Origin of the sequence: Poseidonibacter sp. (assembly GCF_041821165.1) — a bacterium.
Classification (GTDB): Bacteria; Campylobacterota; Campylobacteria; order Campylobacterales; family Arcobacteraceae; genus Poseidonibacter.
In genome coordinates this window covers 1-6,448 of record NZ_JBGUES010000136.1, presented here as the reverse complement: position 1 = coordinate 6,448, position 6,448 = coordinate 1, and the positions used below count along the sequence as shown (strand labels likewise).

The window sequence follows — 6,448 nt, the reverse complement described above, 5'->3', positions numbered from 1 at the left end:
TTTACAAGATGGTACTTCAAGTATATTTTTTATTGTGATTGCTTTTCCTCCACAATTATATCTATTTATGTATTTATTAAAAGTTGTTGATGTTGCTGAAAAAATATTTATAATTTCTTCTTTTTTAATAAAGTCAAAATACTCTAAAAAATGCTTTATAATATAATCTTGAGTTATTTGTTTTTGTTTTATATATTCATCACTTGATAGACTTTTCCAAAATAGTGATTTTGTATGAGTTGAAATTGTAATACTATAACCATTCTTAGACATTTTTTCATCATTTTTTGAGGAAAATGATATGAAAAAAGAGTTTGAAATAGCATTTGGTATTTCATTTTCTAAAATAATTTGATAGTGATGTAAAAACTCTTTTTTATTATCTAATGTAAGATTTATAACAAAAGCACTTTGGTCACTATATGAAAAACTATCATAATATTTTTTTATATCTTCATCTTCAAAAAGTTTAGAACTATCAAAAATAGAAGAGTTTAAAACAATATTTTGACATAGATATTCATTTTTATTGGAAATAAGTCTATAATATTTATCTTCTTTAATAATTTTTTTAATTTCTTCTTTTTTTCTAACTTCTATATCTTGTAATAATCCATCAAATAAACTTCCCATTCCATTATTTACATAAAAAACATCATGAAAAGGGTAGGCAAGTCCTAAGCATAATGATAATAATGAAACATCTTTTGATGTAGTTTGTATTGTAATTAATAGCTGTGCATCTATAAAATTTTGATACTCTTTTGATATATTTTCTAATGTTTGTGATATAAATTTATTTGCACTTTTAAATAAATCAAATTTAAAACTGCAAAGAAGTTCAAAAACACTATAAGAAGTTTTTACATAAGAGTTTAGGCTATATTTTGAATAATATAGATGATTTAATTCCCAAAATTTTTCATCTATTTCTTTTATAGTTTTCCAAAAAAGATGATTGTTTTTATTTGGATAAATTTTATTTATACTTTCTAAGAATGAATCAAAATCTTTAACTCTATCTATAACTGTGTCTTTTTGAATAATTCTTATCGCAATATCACTTTTTGTAATATCAGGAATAAAGTTTGCTTTTTGAAAAATATTTTTAATAGGGTGATTATTTTCATAACCAACAAAAGTTGTAGCTCCTGCATTAAAATAGTTTCCAAATCTTTTAAAAGTACTTGCACAACCCCCAAGATTCATATCTTTTTCAAATAGTACAGTATTTTTATCTTTATTAACAGAAGCAATCATACTTCCACCCATTCCTGAACCAATTACAGCTAAATCATAAGTTTTCATTTTTTGCTTCTTTAAACTTTTGTATTGCCATTTGTCTTGATATTTTAATATCAACTATTGCTTTTGCATAGTTAATAAATAGATTTGATCCAATTGCATTTTCAATATGTAAATCTTTTGAATCAACATCTTTTAATTCTTTCAAAACGCTTTTTATAAAAATTCCATCTTCATCAAATTTTTTTGATTGAATATAAGGATTAAATACTCTAAAATATGGCGCAGCATCAGCACCTGTACTAGCAGACCATTGCCATGAGCCAATATTTGAACTTGCTTCATAATCAAGCAGTTTTAAAGCAAAATATTTTTCACCTTTTTTCCATGAAATAAAAAGATTTTTTGTTAAAAATGAGGCAACAATCATTCTTAATCTATTATGCATAAGACCAGTGTTATTTAGATGTTTCATAGCAGCATCTATTATAGGAACACCAGTATTTCCCTCACACCAGTTTATAAAATCATCTTCATTTTCATTCCATGAAATTTCTAATTTATTATAGTTTTCAAATTCTGATTTTGGATTATGAAAAAGAATATAATTATAAAATTCTCTCCAAAATAGCTCTCTAATAAAAAAATCACTATTAGGAACTCTTTTAAAATAGTTAAATACTTGTTTAGCAGATATAAGACCAAATCTTAGATGAACTGAAAGTTTTGATGTTGCATCTTTATAAAAAAAATCTCTATCATTTTGATAGTCTTTTATTCTTAATGAAAAATCTTTAAGTAAATCTTTTATCTCTTCATTTAAAAAATCAGGTAGTTCTTGTCTTGTAAAACCTAAATCTTCTAGTTTTGGAATAAAATTATAATCAAAAGGAATAATTTTAAGATTTGGATTTCTTTTATAAGTTTCTATTTCATTTGAACTTGTAAGAAAATCCAATGACTTATAAAATGGTGTAAAAACTTTATAAGGTGTTAAATCACTTTTTAAATGATCATTTGGATTTAAAATAAAAGAATCTATAAACCTTTTAAGAGGTAGAATTTTTTCTATTTTCTCATCTCTTTGTTTAGCATAGTCATCAAAATCAACTGAGCATAAAACTTCATCAAAATCATTTTTTAGTTTTTTAAAAACATTAATAGGTTCATCATAAAAAATATGCAAATCTAAACCTATTTCTTGCAGTGATTTTTTCAATTTTAAAACACTATCATAAATAAAAGTAACTCTTTTATCATCTTTTGGAAGTTTATTTAAAATGTTTTTATCAAAAATAAAAATAGGCAATACATCAGCATTTGCAGCTGATAGTATTGCATTGTCTTCTATTCTTAAATCTCTTCTAAACCAAAGTATTTGTTTCATTTGTAAGCTTTTGTTGTTGATCTTAGTGCTAATTCCTTTGGATAAGGATTTAGAAATTTTTGTGTTTGAAGATACTCAATATCGAATCTTCTTACATAAAGATTTAATATTTTTATTACTGTAATTAAAGGAACAATCTCTTGTTTAAACTCTTCAATAGTCTCTAAAATTTCAGCTTTTTCATCTTTTGAAATAAGGTTTTTTAAATATCCAAATATATGTAATAAAACATTGTAAGTATTTGCTAAAGTACCTTTTTGTGCTAATAGTTCTAAAAAGCATTGTTTATAATCTGCTAAAACTTTTTCTAAATCATTTTTATCATGATTTGCTACAATATTTCCAAGTTTTTTATAAAATACATGAGATTTTGCATAAACTAAATATTTATATGATGTATGAAACTCTACAAGTTTTTTAAATGATGGTTCATTTTTTAAGAAATCAAATATATCTTTATATGCAAAAATCTGCATTAAGAAGTTTTCTCTAAGCCATGGGTCTGATAATCTTCCTTCTTCTTCTGTTGGTAATAATGGATATTTTTCTTTTATTAAATTTGCAAATATTCCAACACCAGAATTTTCACTTTGACCTTCGCCATTTGGATATATTTTAACTCTTTCCATACCACAAGTAGGAGATTTTGATTTAAAAACAAAACCACACAATTCATCATCATGAATTTCTTCTGTAAGCTCTTTTGAGATATTTGTTAGTGTATCTGTAACATCTTCTTTTGAGTTTGTTGTTTTTACTCTAACTTCGTTATCTACTCTTACTAATCTTATTGCTTCTCTTGGTGTTGAAAAAACCATTTTCTCAGGACAGTAAGCTACAAATTCAAAATAATTGCTTAATTCATTTATAATAAAGTCATCTTTTGAATGACCACCATTATATCTACACATTGCCCCTAAAAGACAAGAAGAAATTCCAAGTTTCATATTATTCCCCTATAATTGATAATTTATCTAATTACATTTATTATATATAAAAAATTATATTATTCATAGGCTTTTTATGTCTTTTTGATGAATTGTTAAAAATTATAAAATAAATGAAAATGGGGATAAAGGTTTAGAAAAAATAATTCAGGATAGTATCAGTTTAATTATAAAATTAACATATTAAGAATATTTATGAATTTTATAGCTTAGCAATTTTTATTATTAAAATAAAAAAGGAAGAGTATATTACTCTCCTTTTAACCCTTTTCTCATAGCTTCAACTACATCACCACTTACTTTTTGTTTAGTAAAATATTCAAACGCTAAAACACCTTGGAATAAAAGCATATCTTCACCGTCTTTTATTTCTAAGCTATTTTCTTGCGCTAATGCTAAAAATGGAGTTACTTTTCCATATACACAATCAAAAGCATATTTTGCTGTTTTAAAAGCATTTTCTAATATCTCTTTATCACATGGAAGATATTCATCTTTTAATCCTGCACTTGTAGAGTTTACAATTAAATCATACTCTTGTGTTTCTTTTGATTTAAACGTATCCCATGAATAAGAGGTTATTCCTTCATTTTTAAAAAACTCAAGTTTTCCTTCACTTCTATTTAATACATCAACATCAATATTACTTTCTTGTAAGGCTAGGGCGATTGCTTTAGCAGTTCCACCAGCTCCTAAAAGTAGTACTTTTTTCACTTCTCCAAAAGATTCTATTGCTTTTAAGAATCCTGGAGCATCAGTATTGTAAGCTATTACTTTTCCATTTTCATTTATATATGTATTTACAGCATGGATTTTTTGTGCTAATCCTCTTACTTCATCGGCATTTGAAAAAGCAAATTCTTTATGAGGTACTGTTATATTTGCACCTTCATAACCATTTTGTAAAAATGTTTCTTTTATAGAACTTCCATCTTCTAAATGATGTTTTTCATAAATAGCATTGTATTTAAGATTTTCAAAACCTGCATTCTGCATTTGTGGTGATTTAGAATGAGCTACTGGGTTTCCAAATATTACAAATTTTTCTTGATTTTCAGACATTTATTTCCTTATTTAAAATATGATTTTATCAAAATATAATTATAAAGAAACTTTTCCTATATGATTTTGTATAGATTCGATTTTACTTTTCATTCGATTTTCATGACCTTTTCTAATATCAAACTTCAATGTTGCATAAACTCTATTACAATCAAGTTCTTCCAAAACTTCATAACACTTACCTGCTAAGTTTAAAGCCTCACTCATAGTTTTTGTTTCAATAATTGTTGCCATTGGAGTTAATTGATAAGTATAACCACTTGCTCTAATTAGATTAATAACTTCTGCTACATATTTACTTTTACTTTCACCATGGTCTGTTGGGAACATAGACATTTCTAATAAAACTGACATATAAATTCCTATTTTGCTTTTGCTATCAGGTTAAATAAAGGATATTCTTTATCATTTCTTTCATGTTTATATACTGTATCGCAGCTAACAATCTCAAAACCTACATCTTCAAAAATTTTGCAAACTTCTTCTTTTTCATATCCAAAGTGTTCAACACCGTCATTATTGTGTTTTTTATGAAAAGTTCCATCTTCTTTTTCAAGATCATTAATACAAACAATTGCGCCTTTTTTTAGAGCATCTTTGCATTTTCTTGCAAACATATTTGTATCTTTTATATGATGCATAGTCATTGATGAAATTACTAAATCAAATTGATTTTTTGGAAGTTCTTCTTCATTCATATTATGTTGAACTGCTTTTATATTTGAGTAGTTTAACTCTTTTGCTTTTTTATTAAACTGTTCTACCATTCCAATAGAATAATCCATACCTAAAATATTATTCTCATTTGTGCTTAATGCAAAGGCTATAAATCCAGTCCCACATCCATAATCCAAAATATTACTATTATCTTTTAATGTAATATGTTTTTTTAAATTTTGCACACAGGCATTTGAGCTATCAATACTTGATTGCTTTTTATCCCATGTTTTTGCTGCTTCATCAAATCTATTCAATTTGTTCCTTTAAATAATCAGTTATTAGAATTTTTCTAATATTTTATGAATAATTACATCTTTTTTTGAAGATTCTAATAAATCGAATGAGAAAATACTAAAATCAGTACTAATACAAAGACTTAATAAATCAATATTTTCAGTATCAATAGATTCATCTACTAATTTTTTTATATTTAAAAAGTTTTTAACTTTTTTAAACACTTTTGTTTCAGATGGAATTTCTAATGTATCTACAAAATTATCTAATTCTTTTTTTGCATCTTCTTCATAAGAAGCTAAATAATCTTTTACTTCTTTCTCTTTTATTCCATATTTATTTATATCATGTTCTAAAAGTGTTCTATAATAATGTTCTATATAAAAGTTTGCATTAGGAAATAGTGTAACTAAATGCTCAATATTCTTTTTTGAAGAGTTTGATAAATCACTTGGAATTAAAATGTTTTTATATTCAGGTTCATCTTCTGTTTTTATTACAAAAATTGGAATATCAAATTTCCTAACAATTTTACTTAAATTTGAACCATTAAAGATATCTTCTAAAAAAGTTCTTTCTCTTCTAAAACCAACAATTAATCCAGAAATATCATTTTCTTTTATATGACTATCTACAACATCAAGAAAATTACCATGCTTACAAGACACATTCGCATTATTTGCATATAAAGTTTCTAATTTTGTTTTGTTTTTAGATAATGAATCTTCTGCTTTATCTTTAAATAGCTTTAAAAATGATTCATCTTCAACATAAAGTACATCTAATTTTTTATCATATTCATCTGCAATTTTAAGTGATTTTTTTGCTACGACTTGTGTAAAATCCTCAAGGT

At 24.9% G+C, this 6,448-nt stretch carries 7 protein-coding genes; all 7 read right to left on the bottom strand.

Annotated elements, in window-relative coordinates; genetic code table 11:
- Positions 1 to 1,308: NAD(P)-binding protein (locus ACERKK_RS10030; protein WP_373772946.1), on the bottom strand; the 1,308-nt coding region annotated here is incomplete at its 3' end.
- On the bottom strand, positions 1,295 to 2,632 hold the full coding sequence (locus ACERKK_RS10025; protein WP_373772945.1) for a deoxyribodipyrimidine photo-lyase: 1,338 nt from the start codon (positions 2,630 to 2,632) through the stop codon (positions 1,295 to 1,297). The genes ACERKK_RS10030 and ACERKK_RS10025, both read right to left, overlap by 14 nt.
- Positions 2,629 to 3,579, bottom strand: a complete 951-nt coding sequence (locus ACERKK_RS10020; RefSeq protein WP_373772944.1) for a YbgA family protein — start codon at positions 3,577 to 3,579, stop codon at positions 2,629 to 2,631. Before ACERKK_RS10020 ends, ACERKK_RS10025 begins: the two co-directional genes overlap by 4 nt.
- A 249-nt stretch (positions 3,580 to 3,828) precedes the next feature.
- Entirely contained in the window at positions 3,829 to 4,641 is an 813-nt protein-coding gene (locus ACERKK_RS10015) for a shikimate dehydrogenase (protein WP_373772943.1), read from the bottom strand.
- 39 nt (positions 4,642 to 4,680) lie between these two features.
- Entirely contained in the window at positions 4,681 to 4,995 is a 315-nt protein-coding gene (locus ACERKK_RS10010; RefSeq protein WP_373772942.1) for an MTH1187 family thiamine-binding protein, read from the bottom strand.
- A gap of 8 nt (positions 4,996 to 5,003) precedes the next feature.
- Positions 5,004 to 5,615 (bottom strand): class I SAM-dependent methyltransferase, encoded by a 612-nt coding sequence (locus ACERKK_RS10005; RefSeq protein WP_373772941.1) that lies wholly within the window; start codon positions 5,613 to 5,615, stop codon positions 5,004 to 5,006.
- 24 nt (positions 5,616 to 5,639) lie between these two features.
- Positions 5,640 to 6,448: hypothetical protein (locus tag ACERKK_RS10000; protein WP_373772940.1), on the bottom strand; the 809-nt coding region annotated here is incomplete at its 5' end.

Excerpts from the sequence above, each read along its gene's own strand:
- ACERKK_RS10025 (WP_373772945.1), bottom strand. The coding sequence starts at position 2,632 with ATGAAACAAATACTTTGGTTTAGAAGAGATTTAAGAATAGAAGACAAT.
- ACERKK_RS10010 (WP_373772942.1), bottom strand. The coding sequence starts at position 4,995 with ATGTCAGTTTTATTAGAAATGTCTATGTTCCCAACAGACCATGGTGAA.
- ACERKK_RS10015 (WP_373772943.1), bottom strand. The coding sequence starts at position 4,641 with ATGTCTGAAAATCAAGAAAAATTTGTAATATTTGGAAACCCAGTAGCT.
- ACERKK_RS10020 (WP_373772944.1), bottom strand. The coding sequence starts at position 3,579 with ATGAAACTTGGAATTTCTTCTTGTCTTTTAGGGGCAATGTGTAGATAT.